Genomic DNA, 17,807 nt, shown 5'->3' with positions numbered 1-17,807 from the left:
ATGAGAACATTTAAAATATTTGCTTTAATAAGCCTGATGGCTATCTACAGCTGTAAAAAGGACCGGTCCGGGTATCCACCGGCGCCGGTGCCGCCAGTCGCTCCGGGTGTTAACCTTATCAGGATCGAACTGGAAGAGATGGCGCAGCCAGCCGAATTGTTTGGATATGATGCAGCGAGACAATTGATCAGCCGGTCTGCATATCTGAATAATACGATGCCCGCGGCTTTCACCCATCTCAACAACAAACCCGTACGGGCTGATATGATCTCTACTACAGATGGCCGGGTCATGTATAGTTATCAGCTGCTATATGCCGGAGACAAGCTTGACAAGATCAATATGATCTATACAGGTGCCGATCCCGGTAATAAAACCCCTATGGTGATCTGGAAATGTAGTTATACTAACGGGTCATTGACGATGGTGACCGCCTACGGACCCGATGAAACGGCGGCCGGCAGTCATAGCAGGATGGTTTACACTTATTATCCGAACGGTGACCTCAAGCGTTCGGCTGTTGAGGAGTGCTTCGATAATAACGGCTTTAAGCTGACCTCGGAAGTCAGCTATGAGTATGATGATCAGAACAACCCCATGCAACTGCACGCGCGGTATTTAACGGTATATAGCCCGTATTTACATTCAGCCGCGCATAATATTGTGAAGGAGATATGGACTGAAGGGCAAAACAGGAAAGTAACACAAGTCGTAACGCGCAGCTACGCCTATCAAAAGGATGGTTACCCGCTGACCGCGCTAACGTCCTATAGCTACCCCGGTGACGCAGCCGACAATTACACTGAAAAAACACATTACGTTTATACTGACAAGAAATGAAGATCGCCATTATAGGTACCGGTCGCATGGGGGCCGGCCTTTTAAAAACGCTGTATCCCGTTTTTAAAAACGAATTACTTTTTGCCGGTCGCGACCCCGTCAACACCCAAATGGTCATTGATCATTTAGCGATACCCTTATATGCTATTAACGAATGGGAAGCATTTGAAGCCAACGTGATTATTCATACATTGTGGTACAGGGATGTTATCCCCTGGGTGATCAGAAACAGGGAAGCTTTAAAAGGTAAGATACTGATAGATATTGCCAATCCTTTTAATGATACATTTGACGATTTGGTATTGCCTTACGGTTTTTCAGCGGCCGAAGAAATTCAAAAACTGCTGCCGGAAACAACGGTTGCCGGCGCATTTAAAAATACATTCTGGACCGTGTTTGACGCACCGGTTTTGCAGGGAATAAAAAGTGATGTATTTTTAACTGCTGATGACCCGAACGTTCGACAAATGCTGATCAGTGCTTTCAGCATATTGCCGTTCCGTTTTCTTGATGCCGGGCCGATCGCCAACAACCGTACTATTGAAAGAATGACCTTATTATCTTCTTATCTTGGCAAAAAGGCAGGTTCTTATCCAAACATTGCTTATAATCTTTGGGGACTACCGCATAACCTGTTACCAAATGGATAAACTACTAATCTTAGGTGCCACCGGCCGTACCGGTAAATGGCTGGTTAAGGAAGCGCTGGAGCGGGGTTACCTGGTCAGCGTACTGGTTCGTCACCCTGAAAAGCTGGATATCACCAATAAAAACCTGCGGGTATTTACCGGCTTAACCACCAACAAGGAAATAATGGAACAGGCTATTGCAGGCTGCAGCCAGGTGATCAGCGCGTTGAATATTTCCCGGCATAACGACTTTCCCTGGTCTTCATTGCGCAGCCCTAAATTGCTGTTATCAGAAACCATGAAAGTGCTCATTGAGGCCGGAAGGACCGCAGGCATACAGAAGATCATTATTCTGTCTGCCTGGGGCGTGGGCGACAGCCGTACGGAAATCCCCTGGTGGTTCAGCTGGCTGATCGATCATAGCAATATTAAGTATGCTTACGATGATCACGCACGGCAGGAATCACTACTGATAAATTCGGAGATCGACCACCTGATCATACGCCCGGTTGGTTTGACCAGCGGCAGGGCTAAAATGGGAATACAGGAAAGCTATCAAAATTATCCCGCACCCAAACTGACCATTAGCCGCAGAAGCCTAGCCCGCTGGCTGATCGCCAACCTGGACAGATCGTTCCAATCATCTACGGTCGTCGTTTCAGATTGACAAATGAAAATTTAATGTTCATGCAACGTTTTGATAACGTTCACCGTCTTGCCTCAAATATGAAATGAAGATCAAAGTTCTGTTCACAGCCATACTTTTATTAAATATCACCCTGAGTTTTGCTCAAACCGATAAAGCAAAGATCGCCCACCTTGCCGGCAACTCGGCCACCTGGAACGATGGTGGCTTTAAAAACATCGAAAGGGTTTTTACCCCTGCTGTATTGAAGGATCAATTATTTATGATTGGTGAAGGCCATGGGATTGCTTATTCCTACGATGTACAATATAAATTAGTAGAATACCTCAATAAAAAAATGGGAGCCCGATATCTATTTGTTGAAATGGGCTACCTGGATGGCTTGCTGCTCAACAATTACCTGAGAACCGGAAACGACTCAGCCTATGTCGCCGATTTTCAAAAATATAACGGCACTTTTTACTATAATAAAAGCGAGCATCAATTGCTCAAAAACCTGTATCAATTAAATAAAACCTTGCCTGAAAGTAAAAGGATCGTCATACTGCCGGTCGACATTGAGCATGGTTATCGCAAGGCGATCGAATACCTGCAGACTGAAGTATTTAGTGGCAATAAGGCAAACTCTCCTGTTGGCTCGGCATTAAAGAAAATTGATAGCAAGAACGGCGTCGGAACGGACATTGCTGCCGAGTTCGTGAAGCTTTATCCCGTTTTTAAAAACAATGCCGCGACCTATAAAAGAACCCTTGGCCAGCAATATTTTGATGCCAGTTTCCTGTTGCGCAATACGTATGAAATGCTGAATATCGCCCTGAAGAACACAAAAGGCACACGGCGCGATAGCGTAATGCTTGAAAATTTCAACACTTATAAAGATCATTATCAGTTACAGAATGAGAAACTGATCGGTCTGTTCGGTGGCTTCCACGTTAAACAATCCGATCAGCCGAACGACATCCGGTTCGCTGCTTTAATTAAGCGCGCGAATGCTGCCAAAGGAATATGCTCGGCCTTAATGGTATATAGTGGTGGTTTTATGATGATGCCAAAAGGCAAGAGCGATACATCCAGGACCGGTAACAAGTATAAGCGCGTAATCAACCATTACGATTACTTTACCGGCAGCTTCAGGGATGGCAGACTGCTTGATGCGTACAACTCCAGCGGAAAAGCCGTAATATTTAAACTTACCGGTAAGAATAGCCCTTTTAAGGGACAAAAAAGCTTTTTGATGGAGAAAGACCAGTATGCCAATGTCGATGAGATGTTCCAGTTACTTATACAGATCAATAATTCACCGGCGACGGAGCCGCTTACAGGCGGCATGGACAATTGATCTTTTACCGGACAACTAATTCCTCATCAACTTGTTAAACCGAAAAGGAAGAGTTATGCCTTGATATAACTGCGACCACCAGCCATCCTTTAAAAAACCACCCAAATACCTGCGGAAAAAGCTATCGAGATTACTAATTAAGTATGAAGACCACGTATGATGAGGCGAAGCTATTGTCACAGGACTGAAAAAGATCAAGGTTACCTTTTGAACGCCATTCAGAAGAGTTTCCGGTGAACGGGCAAAAACAACTTATGGTAACATACCTCACCAAAGCTGTTAGAACATCATCCAAAAACTGTTTTAAGGTGGCTTTTGTGCTCATCGCCCCAAAGCCCGATTACACATATGACAGGGATCAGCGATCTGCCAAAATCAGTGAGTTTATATACCATCTTTGGCGGCATGGCCGGATAGACCTTCCTGGTCACCAACCATGGTCTTACTACCGCTTTAAAGGCCAAAGAGATCGCCTATGATCTCGGTTATGACGATCCTGCCTACTTCAGCCGGCTTTTCCAGATCAAGACTGGCGAATCCCCGTCGGGCTTCATTATTAACGATAGCCAGGGTCATGAACAGTCAGGTTACAAAAAATTTCACTATCGCCTATTTTGGCTTTCGCAATAACAAACTAAATTATCTAAAGGCGAGTAATGCTTAGATTATACCCTGCGTTCGGAAATGCTACCCACCTTATTTTATTATAATTTTAAATTATCCAAAAAACACCAAAAATGATGTTAAGTGTTCGAATGTAATCCTTGAAACTTTGCAAATACAAATTAAAAGCCTTTTAAAGCATTGATTTTCAAACGATTAAAATCAATGCTTTAAAAGGCTTTTTCGCTTCAGAGATTTAAAAATATCTGATTATCAAGTATTTAGTGTCCAAACCCTTAATAACATGCTATTTTAAACTTATCACAATACACTAATTATCAGAAAGTTAAATTTAGAGTCTAATCATCAGTCTTGTCGTATTCTTTTAGAGTAGTTTCAACTAAAAGCTTTACGATAAAATCTAAAAGCGCCTTTTTCTTAATCTCCACATTATCGTCTAATTCCTTTTGAGTTTCGAGTTTAATGCATATGTCTACCGGACGGAGGATTCTTTCTGCTTTCCTTTTTTTCATGGCATTTGTTTAACGTCATGAACGGCCATTCAAGCTAAACTATTTAAAAAAGCCCTACCGATCTTATTTGCGGTTGTTAAAATAACCTCGTGCATTCCCCCCTGTGCACACCGCATAATCAATAAATGCTCCTCATCAATGATTGCGTGACGGGTTAAAATAAGCATTTATTAATCTATATTAACGAGTTTGAAAATGTCGAAAATGCTATCAGATTTTCTATTGTAACGCCTACCTCCCGGTTAAACAACAAAAAGCCCTGTAAATTACTACTAAGATGCTTTTTATAACTAATGTCAAACAGCGGTTTAATTGGCCTTAAGTCGTTTTTTTGTAGTTCCATATTGCCCAACTATTAAAAACTACTGCAAATAAAAAAACTTTCATCAGTTGGTGTTTAATATTATTAAACCCGCTGCCTTTTAAGACAATCATCCGCATCACATCTATCATATAACTTACCGGGTTTAACGCTGTCAGCGATTTGGCCCAGCCCGGCATGCTCTCAATCGGCGTAAACAGTCCACCCATCATAATAAATATCATCAGGAAAAAGAATGCGATGAACATGGCTTGCTGCTGGGTGTCGCAATAGGTGGATATGAGCAAACCTAAACCCAAAACCGCTAAAAGATAGATGAGGATAAACCCATACATCAGCCCTATGCTGCCCGCCGGCACAATGCCATAAACAGCCCAGGCTACTATCAATCCAAGCGTAAAAACAACCAGACTCAGCACCAAAAACGGAATAAGTTTACCCAATATAAAGTGGTGCTTTTTGATCGGTGTAACGTTGATCTGTTCTATGGTACCTACTTCTTTTTCCTTAACAATATTCAACGCGGTAAGGTAGCTGCCAATCATTGTTAACAGCACGGCCAATATGCCCGGCACCATAAATACATGATAATCCAGCAATGGATTATACCAGTTGGTCGGGGCAATCTCAACAACCGGCATGGGGTTTAGCTTGCCGGGCACTATCATTTGCAAACGCAGGTCAGCATTAAAATTGCGGATGATGTTATTCAGATAAGCGCCGCCCAGGTTGGCCTTGGTGCCGTTGATAGCGTTTACGGCGATGAACAGTTTTTGTTCGTCTTCCCTGATCAGCCGTTGCTCAAAACCATGCGGAATTTCCAGTACCAGATCGGCTTTATCTGTTTCTATCAATTTAAACGCGTCGTTAAACGTGTTTTTGGCTTCGGTCATTCTGAAATAACCAGACGAGGTGACTTTGAAGATCAACTTTGCCGAGTAGGTAGAGTGATCGTTATCCACCACGCTGATATTAATATTTTTTACTTCGTAGTTGGCGGCCAGCGGCAGTACCACCAGTTGCATTACCGGTACTACCAATATCATGGCCAGTATGGCTTTGTTGCGGAATATTTGACGAAACTCTTTTGCGAGTAAAAATCTGATGGTTCTCATGCCAGACGTATTTTAAAGTTTTTGATGCTGATAATTAAAAGGACTACAGTAATGCCCACCAGGATGAATGTTTCTTTCCAGATGGCTGAAAAGCCCACACCTTTTATCATAATGGATTTTACGATGATATAATACCATTTGGCAGGGATAACATTTGATAGTACCTGCAGCCCCATAGGCATATTTTCAATAGGAAACATAAAACCGCTGAACATTACGGTAGGCAGCAACATCCCCATTAACGAAATTAGCATAGCTACCTGCTGAGATTCTGTTTTTACGGAAATAAGCAATCCCAGTGATAAACAGGTAATGATGAAAAGTGTACTCTCTGCAAATAGCAGCAGCAAACTTCCGTTAACCGGCAGCTGTAATACAAATACGCTTACAAGTAAGATGATGCATAAATTAACCAGCGATAACATCAGGTAAGGCAACGCTTTTGCCAAAATAACCATGATAGGCCGGAAAGGCGATACCAGCAGGATCTCCATAGTACCGGTTTCTTTTTCCTTTACAATAGAAATAGCGGTCATCATTACACAAACCAGCATCAGCACCAGCGCCATTACACCCGGTACAAAATTGGGCGCGCCTTTTAGGCCGGGGTTGTAAAGCATCCGCATTTCTGTAGTTATGCGGTAAGGCATAGCTTTGGTTTGGTTTAGCTCCGCTTGGTAATCGGCTACTATGGCCGAAAAATAGTTGGTTAAGGTGTTAGCAGTATTAGGATCGGTAGCGTCGGTTATTACCTGTATGGTCGCCTTGTTTTGATGCAGTAGATCGCGGTTAAAATACGGCGGAAAAACCACAGCCATTTTAATCTTTCCCTGTTTAAATTGATCTTCTATCTGCCGTTTGTTGGCAACCGTATTCTCTATCTGAAAATACTGGCTTACGCCCACTTTTGTGATAATGGCTTGCGATGCCGGGTCCTTTGCCTGGTCGACAATAACGATCTTTGATTTCTTCACCTCATTAGTGAGCGCGAAGCCAAATATCAAAATTTGCGCTACCGGCAAGCCGAAAAGAATGAGCAGCGTTTTTTTATCGCGCAGCACATGTGCAAACTCTTTTTTTACGAATATGAAAAACTGTTTCATGTTAATTTTTTTGTGATGTTACTCTCCCCGCTTCGCCCCTCTGGCCAATTCAAAAAACACTTCATCCATAGATGATGCATTGAACTGTTTTTTAAGATTTGCAGGGCTGTCCAGCGCTTGTATGCGACCATCAACCATAATCGATATCCGGTTACAGTATTCGGCCTCGTCCATATAGTGTGTGGTAACAAATATGGTAATGCCCCTATCCGCGGCGTTATAGATCAGGTCCCAGAATTGACGCCGCGTTACCGGGTCAACGCCACCGGTAGGTTCATCAAGGAAAACGATTTTAGGATCGTGCAATATGGCCACCGAAAAAGATAGCTTTTGCTTCCAGCCAAGCGGTAACGAGCCTACCAGCGTTTTAGCTTCATCCTGCAAGCCAAGTTCATTAAGTAAAGCTTCGCTTTTTGTTTTGATATCAGCATTACTCAGGCCGTAGATACCGCCGAAGAACCGAATATTCTCCAGCACTGTAAGGTCCTCGTACAGCGAAAACTTCTGACTCATGTAGCCAATGTGCTTTTTGATATGCTCTGTTTGTTTATACACATCAAAACCCGCGATAGTAGCCTGCCCCGATGAGGGGATTGATAGACCGCAAAGCATGCGCATGGCAGTAGTTTTACCTGCCCCATTGGCTCCTAAAAAGCCAAAGATCTCGCCTTTGTAAACTTCCAGACTTATCTCATTAGTGGCCACAAAGTCGCCAAAGCGTTTGGTTAGTTTATCTGTTTTTATAACGGTCTCTTTCATTTTTTCAGCAGTTGGATAAAGCAGTCTTCAATGCCTGGCGTTACGGCACCCATTTCAATATTGTGGAAGCCTTTATTTTGTAAGTGTTGTATCAGTTCTTTCTCCGCCTGTTCGCTCTCGTCGGTTAACGACAAATGCAGGTATTCGCCAAAAGTGAAGCAGCTTAAAGTTTTAGGGTATACGTTTAGCTCTTTAAGTAGATCGTACATCCTGTCGGCTTTAATTTGGTACAGCTTGTCAGGATAGCTTTGTACAATTTTATCGGGCGTATCAATTTGCAATATCCTGCCGTTTTGTATCAGCGCTATCCTGTCGCAAAGGGTTGCTTCATCCATGTATGGGGTAGAAACCACTATGGTAATATCCTGCTGTTTTAAGCGCTTCAGCATCTCCCAAAACTCTTTGCGCGAAACCGGGTCTACCCCTGTGGTTGGCTCGTCTAAAAAAAGTACTGTAGGTTTGTGGATCAAAGCGCAGCACAATGCCAGCTTCTGTTTCATGCCGCCTGATAATTTACCTGCCCGGCGATTTTTAAAGGGTTCTATCTGTACGTAGATGTCCTTTATCAAATCATAGTTTTCTTCAACGCTGGTACCAAACACCGTAGCAAAAAAGTTGATATTCTCTTCAATCGTCAGATCCTGATAAAGCGAGAATTTCCCCGGCATATAGCCTACGTTATTACGGATCTGTTTATAATCTTTCACAATATCAAAGCCGTCAACCGTAGCGGTTCCGCCGTCGGGTAATAATAACGTGGTCAACATTCTGAATATGCTGGTTTTACCCGCACCATCAGGACCGATCAACCCAAACAGCTCGCCTTTATTTACGGTGAGAGAGACACTATCTACCGCAACCTTGCGCTCTTTGCCGTAGGTTTTGCTAACGTTATTCAATACAACTGCTTCCATGGTTAAAGTTTTACATCGGCATACATGCCTATTTTTAAATAACCATCATTAGGTACCCTTATTTTTACGGCGTATACCAGGTTGGCGCGTTCATCTTTGGTTTGGATAGTTTTAGGCGTAAACTCGGCGCTGTTACTTATCCATTCAATTTTGCCGCTGTAGTTTTTGTATTTGCCATTCACATCATTGATCATCACTTTAACCGACTGCCCAATTTTTATAGCCGATAACTGATTACCGGATAGGTAAGCTCTTAAAATAAGAGTACTTAGGTCGGCAATTTTATATAGTGGTTTGCCTTCTGTCATCAGTTCATTTACCTCGGCATATTTGGTTAAAACGGTTCCGCTTACTTCGTTAACAATGCGGCTTTTAGCCAGCCGATCATTAATCTGATCTATCTGTGCTTGTAACGGAGCAACATCTTTTACCAGTCCATCATTCTGAATATTTAGTGCTGATAGCTGTGCTTCACGTTGACTTTTGATCAGTTCAAGGCGTTTTTGGGTAGCATCTACCTCGGCGTTAATATCGTCCAACTGTTTTGGGGTGGCGGCATCCGCTTTCAGCAGGTTCTCAATGCGTTTTTTTTCATGCAACTGTGTATTTAAGGTGGTTTGTGTTAGCGCTAGTTGCTTGTTGTAGGGATTGGTTTGCGCTGTAATATCCTGCGTACGGCTTTGTACAGAATTGATCTGCGATTGGAGTTGCTCCTTCTTTAATTTAAGCTGAATGGTATCAATATAGCCCAGGTATTGGCCGGCTTTTAATACATCGCCTTCTTTAATGTCAAATTGTTTGATCTCGCCCGTAGCCTCTGCCGAGATCATTACCTCGGTAGTTTCAAATGTGCCGGATGCATCGTACTCCTTGTCGCTGTTAGTACATGCTGTAAAAATGAGAGCTGTAAGTGCTATTATAATTATCTTTTTCATGTTGTTGATTAATTGGTGTTTAGTTTCCCGATGTTGTTTTTTGATTGTATTGCGCCATAAGCAACTGTATGCCGTGCAGCGTTTGGTTTTGTTTAGCCTGATCTTCGGCATTTACTTCGCGCAGGTAATCGTTAGCGTTGATCACGCCGTATTGCAATTGTGCCAAGGCTGTATTTTTTATCCGGGAGCGCAGGCTAATGATGGCATTATCGGAAGCGATAAGATTGGTGCTTTTAGCCTGGTCCGCGCTTGCCTGTTTAAGCTGCAGGTTGGTATTTAAAAGGAAGGTTTCCTTTTGATAATCAACAAACCGGCTGTTCATGGCCAGTATGGCTTTTTCCTTTTTGCTGGTGTAAAAGCCGGATAACGACCAGCTCATGCGTAAGCCGCTTACATAATAGCTATCGAAATTATTTTGCAGCATATTTAAAGCCGGGCGACCGTAACCACCCTCAAGGAATAAGCCCAGTTTAGGCAGATTTTTTGAGGTAACGTTTTTTGCTTGATAGTCGATCAGCGTTTTTTGCGCATCAAAAAGTTTAAGCTCAGGGCGGCTAATGGCGGAATTGGCAATTATTTGCGCAGGCATTTCCAATACGTAATCATCAGCTAAAGGCTGGTTAATAAATAAACCCAGCATCTGCATAAATGCCGACCGTGTAGCTTTCAGTTCAATACCGCGCTGTTCTAATTTTAGCAACTCGGCCTGTAAAACATCAGCGTTTGATTTTAGCGCTGTTCCGTTAACAATGGCTGCGTTTACTTTAGACAGACCCAGTTGAATGTCGCGTTTAACGGTATCGGTCTGTGCTAATTGCTGGTTGGCTATCAATACCCCGAAAAAGAGTTGATTGATCCGCTCCTTTAGCTGATACAGGTCAACTTCCAACTGCTGGCTGTTCAGATCGGCTTCTGCCTGGATCATCTGTTTTTTCAATTTGATAGCGCCGCCATCATAAATGGTTTGATTGATACTGGCAAAAGCCTTGTACTGATCTTTGCTGATAGTTGGCACATCAACACCCGACAGTTTAATAGGGACCTGGGTTACATCACTTTGATAAGTGGCTTGCCCGTTAATGCTGATTTGCGGTAAATAACCTTTGGCGGCGTTTTCGATAGAATACTGCGCGCTTTTGCTGATGAGTTGCTGCCGGTTTACCAGCGGATAATTTGCTCGGGCCTGCACGTAGCAGTCCTCCAGGCGAAGCAGCTTGGTGGTTTGGGCATTGGCGGTAAATATTGCACCGCAAATGCCGATGATAAGAAGTAGATGTTTCATTACTTGATTCTTTTTGTCAATTAATTATGTGACAAAGAGACAGCTATGTAAGCTATTTAGAAAAAGTAATGCAGCGAAACGGAAGAATTGAACACCGAAACGGAAGAAGGGAAACTATTGATCAAACCACTTTTTGAAATCAGCAGCTTTCTCTTTGCTGATGATGAGATCATTGGTTTTTATATCGCGCATTTTGAGGGTGAGTTTGCCGGTATCATCGCCTCGGTAGCTTTCAATAAACGGCAAATGGATTAAGTTTTGCCGGTTGGCGCGGTAAAATACTTTGCTGTTTACCAGTTCCTCCACCTCATCTAACGAGCGGTAATCTGTAATGAAACGGGTACCTTCATGGTCGATCAAAAAGATCAGTTCTTCTTTCAAAAAGCAGGCGATATTTTGCACCGGCACCAAAGTTACCGATCGGCCTATATGCACGGCAAACCGTTCTTTAAAAGGCTTGGGACTATTAAAATTAACAAACAGGTCTTTAATCTCGCGCAAATACCCCGCGTCATCAAACTTTGATTGCATGAGGTGGAATTTTTTAAACGCGGCACCCAGCTCTGCTTTATCTACGGGTTTCAACAAATAATCAATGCTGTTTACCTTAAAAGCGCGGATGGCATATTCGTTATAAGCGGTGGTAAAAATAATGGGACAGGTAAGTGTGTTTCCGGCAAAAATATCCAGGCTTATACCATCAGCCAATTGAATATCTGACAGGATAAGATCGGGCTGCGGATTGTCTGCAAACCATTGTATAGCTTGCTTTACTTCTGATAAAGGCCCTAGTATAGTTGCTGATGGTTCTAATTGCTTAACCAGTTTTATCAAGCTTTCGGCCACCAGGCTTTCATCTTCAATTATCAGTATTCTCATAGCAGGGGTAGTTTTATCTCAAAAAATTCAGCCTTATCATTTACAATAACCTGCTTATCGGTTAAAAAAGAATACAGTTCCTTCAATTGTTGTAAGCCTTGTTGATTAGATGTTTCTATCTGCTTACGCAGTTGCTTATTATTCCGCACATGCAGGTAGTCACCTTCGTCCCAAATGGTTACGTTTAGCGGACTGCTTACCTGTAAGGAGTTATGTTTAATAGCGTTATCTATCAGCATTTGCAGGGTTACCATCACAATTTCATGATCGAGCGCCGCTTCTGAAATATTGATTTTGATGCCGAAGGTATCTTTATAACGTATTTTAAGCAGCCTGATATAGTGGCCTATAAAATCAATTTCTGTTTGCAGGGTTACTACCTCGTTCTCTTTGTTTTGTAAAACATAACGGTAGACCTTGGATAGATGCCGCACAAAATCAGATGCCAGGTCGGGATCTGTTTGTATCAGTCCATCTAATGAGGTAAAGGTGTTGAACAGAAAATGCGGATTAACCTGGTTCTTTAAATGGTGATATTTCATCATCGACCGGTCCTTACCCAGTTCGGCAGCCTCAATTTGCAGTTGTGCTTTTTCTTTAATGGAATTCTCCCACTCGCGAAAGAAAAAATACGCGTTGTAAGCCAGGTTCATAAACAATACCAGTACAAAGAACAACACAGTGCCAATAGCAAGAAAAGCCGTGTTCATAAAGGCAAGATGAAAGCCCCTTATGATATGAACAAAGCCCACGTACAGCGGGGTAATTATAACAAGGGAGATCAGGATCTGTAAAAGCGTTCGTTTAACTACGCTTTCTTCAAATGGTAAATAGTTATTGAGTTTGTTACCGATGGTTTTTATCACTATCCAAACAAGGGATAGCATGGCGATTTGAAAAACGGTTACCCAAAAATTCACTAATGCGCCCATATCCAGCGCATAAGTGCGTATAAACGCCGCAATTACCGACAAGGCGGTAATTAAAGCGTAGGGTAAAACATTCCATTTCATGCTATGGTGCAACAAATTCCTTCTCAAATTTAAATAATCTTTTTCTTCCTGGCTCACTGCGGCAAGTTGCAAAAGAAAGACCGACGCCCGATAACGAAAAACAGCGAAGCAGCAGAAATTAACACCGAAACGGAAATTTATAGCCTATTTCTTTTTCCAGAGATCTCCGTTACGGGTAGCTACTTTTTCCAGCAAGCCATCATTAGCCAGGCCCTGCAGTATTTTTCGCGATGCTTCTAAGGTATCGTCGGTAATTACTGAAAACTCTTTAGTGGTTAGTGTAGGGTAATACTCAAAAACAGCGCTTGCATCAGTGTCTATCATCGCTTTTTTAGCACCGGGGTACAGATCCTTAACCATTTGCTCAAAATGTTCATACGCCTTAAAACCTTTGAGTATCTGCTGCTCTCCCCCATCATTCGCAAAGAACAAAGTTGGGAAGCCCCTTACTCCCATTGTCCGGGCAAAATTCAGATCGGCCTGAAATAATCGCTTGGCCTCTCCCTCAAAATCCTGTTTAAATCTTTCAGCATCCAGTCCGGTTTGCAAGGCTGCCTGATAAAGATTTTCCCATTTGGCAATGTTCTTTTTTTCGGTAAAGACCATTTCTTTTATGCGGCGCAAAAATTTATCTGCTTTAGCATCATTCTGCATTTTTGCCGCAATGAAGGCGATGGATGGTGGATAAGATGAATCCAGCGGATCTTCCAGCCAAACATTGCCATCAATAGGCATCTGGTAATAGCGGCTTGCCTCATCCCAATGGTGGGCAACGTCCGACGGCTTGGTGATTCCGCCACCATTGAAACCATCCCACGATGGTAGCAAGCCACCCATGCGGTATTCTATATTAATGTATGCGCCGTATTCCAGTTTTAATTTCCTCAGTTGCGGTTCAATGCCCCAGCATGATGAGCATATCGGGTCGGTAAAATAGGTGATCTGCACCGGCTTTTGCTTTTTATCGTAGATCAGTGTGTCTTCATTTATTGTACCTAAACCGGGCATTTCGCACGTGCCGGTTTCGTAATCGCATAATAGCGGGTTATTGCTTTCCATATCAATTTTTATTTAGTGGCTATTAATATTTCATTTAAGTTTACTACTGCATAATCGGTATACCCTTTTTCATCTGCCGTGTAAAATGCTTGCGCGTCAGGCGGGGTTAATGGTATGTTGTTAGCTAATTTATAAGGCAGGTCAGGATTGGAGATAAATGTCGATCCAAAAGAAATAAGGTCAGCCTCATCCTGCTGTAATGCCTGCTCAGCACGTGCTTTGTCATAGCCTCCGTTTAATATCAGTGTATTGCTAAAGTGTTTTCTTATTGATTTGATCAGGCTCTGCCCCTCTGTTGTTGCTCTGGCAGCAAAATCTATCATGTGCAGATAGGCGATATCCAGTTGCTGCAATTCATTCACCAGGTAATTATAAGTTGCCGGGATCTCCGCATAGACTTGCATATCGTTAAAAGTGCCATAAGGCGATATCCTCACGCCAACCTTTTCTTTACCGATGGCTTTGATAACCGCCTGCGCAATTTCTAATACAAAACGACTTCTGTTTTCAATGGTACCACCATACTCATCTTTTCTGACGTTGGTATTGGGGTTTAAAAATTGTTCCAATAAATAACCGTTGGCAGCATGTAGTTCTACACCATCAAATCCGGCTTTTATGGCGTTGATAGCGGCTGAGACAAATTCGCCGATGGTGTTTTCAATATCAGCTTTTGTCATTGCCCGGGGCAATTCCATGGCTTGCATGCCTTGTGTATCGGTCCACATGTTTCCGCTCGCGGCAATTGCAGAGGATGATACGATTTCTGCACCTGCCGGCAAATTAGCCGAATGCGTCACCCTGCCGGCGTGCATTAACTGTACAAATATTTTTCCGTCGTCGTTATGAACAGCTTCTGTGACTTTTTTCCAGCCTTCAATCTGCTCATCATTAAAAATACCAGGGATGCGGGCGTAGCCCAAACCGTTTGGTGAGGGTGCTGTTCCTTCTGTAATAATTAAGCCTGCGGTAGCTCTTTGCGCGTAATATAACGCCATCAGATCATTGGGGATAGCGCCAATAGCCCTTGCCCTTGTCATGGGGGCCATTATCATGCGGTTTTTCAATTGCATGCCGGCTAAGGCGACTGATCCAAAAAGATCTTTGATACTTTTACTTTTCATTGTTTTAAAATTTGATTTTATAGCACAAATTTGCAGCGTGTTTTAAAGATGTGCAATAAGTCAGAAAAAATTGACTACCATAAATCATTGATTATTAATGTTTTATTTTTATAATATTTTTCTGTACATTGTGTTGAGATAACTAAATGACTAACGAAACTGAAGATTTAACCAGTCCCGAGTGCCCGGCCGAAGAAACTTTGAAAGCGGTAACGGGCAAATGGAAGCCGATGATCATACGACTGGCTCTGGAAGGCCCTTTGCGGTTTAATACCCTGCTTAAACAATTGCCCGGATCAAATAAAGAATCTGTTTCGAACGCGTTGAAAGATCTGGAAGGAGCCGGGATTTTGATTAAAAACGTAATCCGGCTAAAGCCATTGCATATAGAATATACCTTGTCTGAAAAAGGTAAAACAATAACGCCGATACTGAAAACAATGGAAGTGCTGTCTGCACAGGCCTGCGCAAAATTATAATGGCTTGGTAGATACTAACGTGTCGCGATGTTCTTAAAGAGCTGACGATGCTGCTTTTTGAAAACACGCTGTAAAATAACCCTGACAGGCAAGGGAGCACCAAAAGATATATATTCGTGCACCGCTGTAAAGTCGCTTAGCTCAGCTAAATTAAATGTCATTTCTATTTTAGTTAGTTTCATTACCGTTGCCTGCATAACAATTGTATTTTCATCTGGATTGGCGACAATGCTTACAGGATAAGTAAACGAAATTGGTATAAACCCAAGCTTTAGTGTTTCGTAAACCAAATAGCCGCCGTTAGCTTGCTCAACTATTTTAGTAATTACCGGGTGTACCGATGCAAATTTTTGCATATCGGTGAGGTAATCAAATATAAAATCACGCGATTTTTTAATTTTAAAGGAAAGGTTCATGATTAATTATTTATGTGCTGCAATGACAACGCGGATGCCATTGGAGTCGGTGTAATTTTCTAAATCAGGTATCGTTGGGCTTTTCGACGGATCATTGATATAAATTTCCACTTCGAAATTACTTAACGATTCAACAAAAACCAGCCGGATTCCTTTAGAATAGATCACGAAATGACGTACGGAACTTTCTTTAATGGGGAGTTTCAATACTTCCTCAAAAAACATCCGGCTGGCTTTAAGCTGCGGCGTTTTAAAAACAACAGCTTTAATAGTGGCAGGCATTATCTTTTCTTTTTAAGCTGAAAAGAATAACCCACGCTGATGTTAACTACTATAGGGCTAAAGTTTGATCCGGCATCGAGTGTTTTGATTTCCTCAACCGTGTTTGTAGTTTTATTTAGATAAGTAAATTTATCATTTTTTAAACTTGAGCTAACCGTTGGCCAAAACCGCACACTTGGCGAAATCAGGAAGCCTTTTAGAAAGTTATCCTTCTTTTTAAATGGCTGGTATGAACCATACACGCCAACCCCCATTGTGAAGGTTTGATATGAAGTAATTTGGGTGCCAGCGTTTTGCGGTTCGCCATCATAGTAATACTCAAACTTGTGCCATTTAGATTCTGCACGTACGTTTAACCACTCTTTTAAACGGTAACCAACACCAAAGCCGGTTGTCCAGGGCTCGTGAATGGCAATGTTTTGTTTACGCAGTTCGGTGGGTACCAGTTTACCGCTAAAGTCTAAAGATGCGCCGTGCGAGTAGTCAAAAATAAAGCGGTTGTTAATGTAGTCGCCTTCAATATTAAACCCTTTGGCCAATACCGGCTGGGCCAGGCCAAAAAGTACGTCAAATCTCTTTTCTGTTTTCCAATCCTGCGCGTAAGTGCCCAGGCTTAAGCTTAATACAATTATTGTAAATAGTGCTTTTAATGAATGTAATTTTAAATGTGTCATGATTTCTTGTTTTTAAATTATGGCACAAAATTGCCGTCAAACAAAAACAAGTTCGTTCACATTTGTTAAGAAACGATTTTGGGCATCATTTTCTTAACCGGCTTAACGATTGCGGTTTGATACCAAGGTAAGCAGCTATATAATACTGCGGAACGCGATTGACCAACTCCTTTTTTTCTTTCATAAATTTCTCATAACGCTGTTTGGCATTAAGCATAGCCAAATCAGCAGTATGGCGGGTGTGGCTTACAAAAGACATTTCGGTATAGTGATCTTTTAGTTTGATAAACCGGGGTTGCAACTGGTATATTTTCTCAAAATTGCTTGCCGATAAGCGCAGTAAGTTGGTATCTTCCAAAGCTTTAATACTAAGATCGGCGGACGTTTTGTTAGTAAAACTATTCAAATAACCCATCCATTCGCCTTCAAGAGCAAAATCTGTAGGTATCTCTACGCCATCATAAACTCGATAGTACATTACCAGGCCCGATTCTATAAATCCCAAATGACGGCACACCTGCCCTTCCTTTAAAAAGTGTTCCCCTTTAGCAATCTGGAAAGGCTCCAAACTTCCCACAAAAAAATCGATCTCGTTTTGAGAGAAATTGTCAAGTGACCGTATTTTTTTTATTAGGGTGTCGAGCATGTAAGGTAAAAATCATTTAAAAATATAGATCATTTTTTAGAACTCAAAGCCTTGCATTATAGTTGCCTTTTTAATAATTAGAAACACATATACAAACTTTAATTAATTGGATCAAGCACGTATTCTCCGCAACATGTCACTCTTTTATTTCAATTTTAAACTGTCTACAAATGCTAAAAATGCGGTTAAGTGTTCGATTGTAGTCCCTGATAGTC

22 protein-coding genes are annotated in these 17,807 nt (G+C 42.1%); 6 read left to right on the top strand and 16 right to left on the bottom strand.

Annotation, left to right across the window (positions count from 1 at the left end; translation table 11 throughout):
- From EWM62_RS00295 to EWM62_RS00280, 4 genes are all read left to right on the top strand, one after another.
- A complete protein-coding gene (locus EWM62_RS00295; protein WP_129874646.1) occupies nucleotides 1–840 on the top strand; it encodes a hypothetical protein in 840 nt (279 codons plus the stop codon).
- Nucleotides 837–1,490: an NADPH-dependent F420 reductase gene (locus EWM62_RS00290; RefSeq protein WP_129874645.1), complete on the top strand. Its 654-nt coding sequence runs from the start codon at nucleotides 837–839 to the stop codon at nucleotides 1,488–1,490. Before EWM62_RS00295 ends, EWM62_RS00290 begins: the two co-directional genes overlap by 4 nt.
- On the top strand, nucleotides 1,483–2,136 hold the full coding sequence (locus tag EWM62_RS00285) for an NAD(P)H-binding protein (RefSeq protein WP_129874644.1): 654 nt from the start codon (nucleotides 1,483–1,485) through the stop codon (nucleotides 2,134–2,136). The genes EWM62_RS00290 and EWM62_RS00285 overlap by 8 nt, the downstream gene beginning before the upstream one ends.
- Nucleotides 2,137–2,200: 64 nt before the next feature.
- The gene (locus tag EWM62_RS00280) at nucleotides 2,201–3,454 is read left to right on the top strand and encodes a TraB/GumN family protein (protein WP_129874643.1); all 1,254 of its coding nucleotides are present in this window, start codon (nucleotides 2,201–2,203) and stop codon (nucleotides 3,452–3,454) included.
- 287 nt (nucleotides 3,455–3,741) lie between these two features.
- On the opposite strand, the gene EWM62_RS19525 is transcribed toward EWM62_RS00280, so the two are convergent.
- Nucleotides 3,742–3,849, bottom strand: coding sequence for a winged helix-turn-helix transcriptional regulator (locus tag EWM62_RS19525; RefSeq protein ID WP_238989243.1), 108 nt, complete (start codon nucleotides 3,847–3,849; stop codon nucleotides 3,742–3,744).
- A 28-nt stretch (nucleotides 3,850–3,877) separates the two neighbouring features.
- On the opposite strand from EWM62_RS19525, the gene EWM62_RS00270 reads away from it, so the two are divergent.
- The gene (locus EWM62_RS00270) at nucleotides 3,878–4,084 is read left to right on the top strand and encodes a helix-turn-helix domain-containing protein (protein ID WP_262708460.1); all 207 of its coding nucleotides are present in this window, start codon (nucleotides 3,878–3,880) and stop codon (nucleotides 4,082–4,084) included.
- A 332-nt stretch (nucleotides 4,085–4,416) separates the two neighbouring features.
- On the opposite strand, the gene EWM62_RS19185 is transcribed toward EWM62_RS00270, so the two are convergent.
- From EWM62_RS19185 to EWM62_RS00220, 11 genes are all read right to left on the bottom strand, one after another.
- Nucleotides 4,417–4,590 carry a hypothetical protein gene (locus EWM62_RS19185; RefSeq protein ID WP_162499752.1) on the bottom strand — a complete coding sequence of 58 codons (174 nt, stop codon included), beginning with the start codon at nucleotides 4,588–4,590 and terminating at the stop codon, nucleotides 4,417–4,419.
- A gap of 318 nt (nucleotides 4,591–4,908) precedes the next feature.
- Nucleotides 4,909–6,027, bottom strand: a complete 1,119-nt coding sequence (locus tag EWM62_RS00265; protein ID WP_129874642.1) for an ABC transporter permease — start codon at nucleotides 6,025–6,027, stop codon at nucleotides 4,909–4,911.
- The gene (locus EWM62_RS00260) at nucleotides 6,024–7,130 is read right to left on the bottom strand and encodes an ABC transporter permease (protein WP_129874641.1); all 1,107 of its coding nucleotides are present in this window, start codon (nucleotides 7,128–7,130) and stop codon (nucleotides 6,024–6,026) included. Before EWM62_RS00260 ends, EWM62_RS00265 begins: the two co-directional genes overlap by 4 nt.
- 18 nt (nucleotides 7,131–7,148) lie before the next feature.
- The gene (locus tag EWM62_RS00255; RefSeq protein ID WP_129874640.1) at nucleotides 7,149–7,889 is read right to left on the bottom strand and encodes an ABC transporter ATP-binding protein; all 741 of its coding nucleotides are present in this window, start codon (nucleotides 7,887–7,889) and stop codon (nucleotides 7,149–7,151) included.
- Entirely contained in the window at nucleotides 7,886–8,803 is a 918-nt protein-coding gene (locus tag EWM62_RS00250; RefSeq protein WP_129874639.1) for an ABC transporter ATP-binding protein, read from the bottom strand. Before EWM62_RS00250 ends, EWM62_RS00255 begins: the two co-directional genes overlap by 4 nt.
- 2 nt (nucleotides 8,804–8,805) lie before the next feature.
- Nucleotides 8,806–9,738, bottom strand: a complete 933-nt coding sequence (locus EWM62_RS00245; protein ID WP_238989242.1) for an HlyD family secretion protein — start codon at nucleotides 9,736–9,738, stop codon at nucleotides 8,806–8,808.
- A 19-nt stretch (nucleotides 9,739–9,757) separates the two neighbouring features.
- On the bottom strand, nucleotides 9,758–11,020 hold the full coding sequence (locus EWM62_RS00240; RefSeq protein ID WP_129874638.1) for a TolC family protein: 1,263 nt from the start codon (nucleotides 11,018–11,020) through the stop codon (nucleotides 9,758–9,760).
- A gap of 114 nt (nucleotides 11,021–11,134) precedes the next feature.
- Nucleotides 11,135–11,899 carry a LytR/AlgR family response regulator transcription factor gene (locus EWM62_RS00235; protein WP_129874637.1) on the bottom strand — a complete coding sequence of 255 codons (765 nt, stop codon included), beginning with the start codon at nucleotides 11,897–11,899 and terminating at the stop codon, nucleotides 11,135–11,137.
- Nucleotides 11,896–12,912 (bottom strand): sensor histidine kinase, encoded by a 1,017-nt coding sequence (locus tag EWM62_RS00230; protein WP_129874636.1) that lies wholly within the window; start codon nucleotides 12,910–12,912, stop codon nucleotides 11,896–11,898. Before EWM62_RS00230 ends, EWM62_RS00235 begins: the two co-directional genes overlap by 4 nt.
- Nucleotides 12,913–13,056: 144 nt before the next feature.
- A complete protein-coding gene (locus EWM62_RS00225) occupies nucleotides 13,057–13,971 on the bottom strand; it encodes a DsbA family protein (protein ID WP_129874635.1) in 915 nt (304 codons plus the stop codon).
- A gap of 8 nt (nucleotides 13,972–13,979) precedes the next feature.
- Complete coding sequence (locus tag EWM62_RS00220; protein WP_129874634.1) at nucleotides 13,980–15,095, bottom strand: alkene reductase; 1,116 nt, start codon at nucleotides 15,093–15,095, stop codon at nucleotides 13,980–13,982.
- A gap of 146 nt (nucleotides 15,096–15,241) precedes the next feature.
- On the opposite strand from EWM62_RS00220, the gene EWM62_RS00215 reads away from it, so the two are divergent.
- Nucleotides 15,242–15,574: a winged helix-turn-helix transcriptional regulator gene (locus EWM62_RS00215; RefSeq protein WP_129874633.1), complete on the top strand. Its 333-nt coding sequence runs from the start codon at nucleotides 15,242–15,244 to the stop codon at nucleotides 15,572–15,574.
- A gap of 14 nt (nucleotides 15,575–15,588) precedes the next feature.
- On the opposite strand, the gene EWM62_RS00210 is transcribed toward EWM62_RS00215, so the two are convergent.
- From EWM62_RS00210 to EWM62_RS00195, 4 genes are all read right to left on the bottom strand, one after another.
- Entirely contained in the window at nucleotides 15,589–15,990 is a 402-nt protein-coding gene (locus EWM62_RS00210; protein WP_129874632.1) for an SRPBCC domain-containing protein, read from the bottom strand.
- A 6-nt stretch (nucleotides 15,991–15,996) separates the two neighbouring features.
- Complete coding sequence (locus EWM62_RS00205; RefSeq protein ID WP_129874631.1) at nucleotides 15,997–16,272, bottom strand: hypothetical protein; 276 nt, start codon at nucleotides 16,270–16,272, stop codon at nucleotides 15,997–15,999.
- Nucleotides 16,272–16,946, bottom strand: coding sequence for a hypothetical protein (locus EWM62_RS00200; RefSeq protein ID WP_129874630.1), 675 nt, complete (start codon nucleotides 16,944–16,946; stop codon nucleotides 16,272–16,274). Before EWM62_RS00200 ends, EWM62_RS00205 begins: the two co-directional genes overlap by 1 nt.
- An 85-nt stretch (nucleotides 16,947–17,031) precedes the next feature.
- Entirely contained in the window at nucleotides 17,032–17,592 is a 561-nt protein-coding gene (locus tag EWM62_RS00195; RefSeq protein ID WP_129874629.1) for a Crp/Fnr family transcriptional regulator, read from the bottom strand.
- Nucleotides 17,593–17,807: the final 215 nt, after the last annotated feature.

This window comes from Mucilaginibacter terrigena, assembly GCF_004168255.1.
Taxonomy (GTDB): Bacteria; Bacteroidota; Bacteroidia; order Sphingobacteriales; family Sphingobacteriaceae; genus Mucilaginibacter; species Mucilaginibacter terrigena.
This window is presented reverse-complemented; position numbering and strand designations above follow the sequence as displayed.

What these genes read in the sequence shown, in the direction of transcription:
- EWM62_RS00295 (WP_129874646.1), top strand. Translation starts at nt 1, where the DNA reads ATGAGAACATTTAAAATATTTGCTTTAATAAGCCTGATGGCTATCTAC.
- EWM62_RS00290 (WP_129874645.1), top strand. Translation starts at nt 837, where the DNA reads ATGAAGATCGCCATTATAGGTACCGGTCGCATGGGGGCCGGCCTTTTA.
- EWM62_RS00285 (WP_129874644.1), top strand. Translation starts at nt 1,483, where the DNA reads ATGGATAAACTACTAATCTTAGGTGCCACCGGCCGTACCGGTAAATGG.
- EWM62_RS00280 (WP_129874643.1), top strand. Translation starts at nt 2,201, where the DNA reads ATGAAGATCAAAGTTCTGTTCACAGCCATACTTTTATTAAATATCACC.
- EWM62_RS19525 (WP_238989243.1), bottom strand. Translation starts at nt 3,849, where the DNA reads ATGGTATATAAACTCACTGATTTTGGCAGATCGCTGATCCCTGTCATA.
- EWM62_RS19185 (WP_162499752.1), bottom strand. Translation starts at nt 4,590, where the DNA reads ATGAAAAAAAGGAAAGCAGAAAGAATCCTCCGTCCGGTAGACATATGC.
- EWM62_RS00265 (WP_129874642.1), bottom strand. Translation starts at nt 6,027, where the DNA reads ATGAGAACCATCAGATTTTTACTCGCAAAAGAGTTTCGTCAAATATTC.
- EWM62_RS00260 (WP_129874641.1), bottom strand. Translation starts at nt 7,130, where the DNA reads ATGAAACAGTTTTTCATATTCGTAAAAAAAGAGTTTGCACATGTGCTG.
- EWM62_RS00255 (WP_129874640.1), bottom strand. Translation starts at nt 7,889, where the DNA reads ATGAAAGAGACCGTTATAAAAACAGATAAACTAACCAAACGCTTTGGC.
- EWM62_RS00250 (WP_129874639.1), bottom strand. Translation starts at nt 8,803, where the DNA reads ATGGAAGCAGTTGTATTGAATAACGTTAGCAAAACCTACGGCAAAGAG.
- EWM62_RS00245 (WP_238989242.1), bottom strand. Translation starts at nt 9,738, where the DNA reads ATGAAAAAGATAATTATAATAGCACTTACAGCTCTCATTTTTACAGCA.
- EWM62_RS00240 (WP_129874638.1), bottom strand. Translation starts at nt 11,020, where the DNA reads ATGAAACATCTACTTCTTATCATCGGCATTTGCGGTGCAATATTTACC.
- EWM62_RS00235 (WP_129874637.1), bottom strand. Translation starts at nt 11,899, where the DNA reads ATGAGAATACTGATAATTGAAGATGAAAGCCTGGTGGCCGAAAGCTTG.
- EWM62_RS00230 (WP_129874636.1), bottom strand. Translation starts at nt 12,912, where the DNA reads ATGAAATGGAATGTTTTACCCTACGCTTTAATTACCGCCTTGTCGGTA.
- EWM62_RS00225 (WP_129874635.1), bottom strand. Translation starts at nt 13,971, where the DNA reads ATGGAAAGCAATAACCCGCTATTATGCGATTACGAAACCGGCACGTGC.
- EWM62_RS00220 (WP_129874634.1), bottom strand. Translation starts at nt 15,095, where the DNA reads ATGAAAAGTAAAAGTATCAAAGATCTTTTTGGATCAGTCGCCTTAGCC.
- EWM62_RS00215 (WP_129874633.1), top strand. Translation starts at nt 15,242, where the DNA reads ATGACTAACGAAACTGAAGATTTAACCAGTCCCGAGTGCCCGGCCGAA.
- EWM62_RS00210 (WP_129874632.1), bottom strand. Translation starts at nt 15,990, where the DNA reads ATGAACCTTTCCTTTAAAATTAAAAAATCGCGTGATTTTATATTTGAT.
- EWM62_RS00205 (WP_129874631.1), bottom strand. Translation starts at nt 16,272, where the DNA reads ATGCCTGCCACTATTAAAGCTGTTGTTTTTAAAACGCCGCAGCTTAAA.
- EWM62_RS00200 (WP_129874630.1), bottom strand. Translation starts at nt 16,946, where the DNA reads ATGACACATTTAAAATTACATTCATTAAAAGCACTATTTACAATAATT.
- EWM62_RS00195 (WP_129874629.1), bottom strand. Translation starts at nt 17,592, where the DNA reads ATGCTCGACACCCTAATAAAAAAAATACGGTCACTTGACAATTTCTCT.